Source organism: Saccharomonospora iraqiensis subsp. paurometabolica YIM 90007 (assembly GCF_000231035.2).
GTDB classification, from domain to species: domain Bacteria; phylum Actinomycetota; class Actinomycetes; order Mycobacteriales; family Pseudonocardiaceae; genus Saccharomonospora; species Saccharomonospora paurometabolica.
Genome location: NZ_KI912247.1, coordinates 289,575 through 290,758, shown reverse-complemented (window position 1 = coordinate 290,758; position 1,184 = coordinate 289,575). Strand labels below are relative to the sequence as shown.

The 1,184-nt window shown below is 76.4% G+C and carries 2 protein-coding genes; both read right to left on the bottom strand.

What is annotated here, in order from left to right; genetic code table 11:
- Positions 1–197: 197 nt before the first annotated feature.
- Positions 198–833 carry a LysE family translocator gene (locus tag SACPADRAFT_RS0215690; RefSeq protein WP_007027686.1) on the bottom strand — a complete coding sequence of 212 codons (636 nt, stop codon included), beginning with the start codon at positions 831–833 and terminating at the stop codon, positions 198–200.
- A gap of 8 nt (positions 834–841) precedes the next feature.
- On the bottom strand, positions 842–1,184 hold a 343-nt coding region (locus SACPADRAFT_RS28100), incomplete at its 5' end, for a ComEA family DNA-binding protein (protein ID WP_007027685.1).

Here is a 1,184-nt window from a genome sequence, read left to right as displayed (position 1 = left end):
CGAAGGGCTCTACCGGCGCAAGGACGCGGGGCTGGTCGACGCCGAGGCGGCGCTGCGGCGGATCGGGTTCCTGCTGCTGGAGTTCGGTTTCACCGTCGGCGAGGAAGGCGGCGTCGACTGCCGGGAGGTGGAGACCGCCGTCGCCCGCGCCTACGGCCTGCCCGGGTACTGAGCGCGCGGCGGCGGGGCGCCGTGGCTCACGGGGACGGCGGCCGGGTGGTGGCGAGGGTGACCGCGCCGAGGCCGGTCAGGGTCAGGCCGGTGACGCGCTCCAGCCACACGGCCACGCGCGGGCGGGCCAGCCAGCGCATCACCCGTGACGCGGCGACCGCGACGACGCCGAGCCACGCCATCGCGACCACGGCGTCGATCCCGCCGAGCAACAGCGTCATCGCCGCCACCGGGGCGTCCGGGGGCACGAACTGCGGGGCGACGGCGAGGAAGAACAGGGCGACCTTCGGGTTCAGCACGGCCGAGGTGAAGCCCGCGCGGCCCGCCTGCCACGGCGTGACGTGCCCGGCCGGGGCGTGGCCGGGGGTGTCCGACCTACGCCGCGACTGCCACAGCGCGGTGATGCCCAGGTAGAGGAGGTAGAGCGCGCCGAGGACGCGGAGGACCGTGTAGGCGGCGCCGAACCGGGTCAGCAGCGCGGCCAGGCCCACACCCGCGGCACCGGCCCACACCACCGAGCCGAGCGCCGCGCCCGCCCCGGCGGTGAGGCCGGGGCCCGTGCCGGAGCGGATCGCCGTGCGCAGGACGATGAACAGGTCCGGCCCCGGCGTCACCGCCAGCACCACGCACAGCCCGGCGAACGCGAGCAGGTGTTCGACCACGGCCGGCCTCAGCGGGGGATGACGACGGCGCGGTCGCGGATCATCTCCCACGCGCCCAGCGGCACGTCCACGGCGGTGAACACGTCGTCCACGGTGAGGAAGCCGCCGCGGGCCGAGCGGGCCTCGACGATGCGTTCGGCCGTGCCGGGGTCGAGTTCGCAGACCTCGGCGAGTGCGCTCGCCGGGGCGTTGTTCAGGTCGACCAGGCCGCCGTCGTCGTAGTCCGGGCGCAGGTCCGGGCGGCCGATGCGCAGTTCCCGGGCCATCAGCGGGTCCGAAGCCACCACCTCACGCGCCTTGTCCCGGCGCTGCCGGGCGGCCAGCACCGCGGCCACCGCCGGGTCGGTGCCG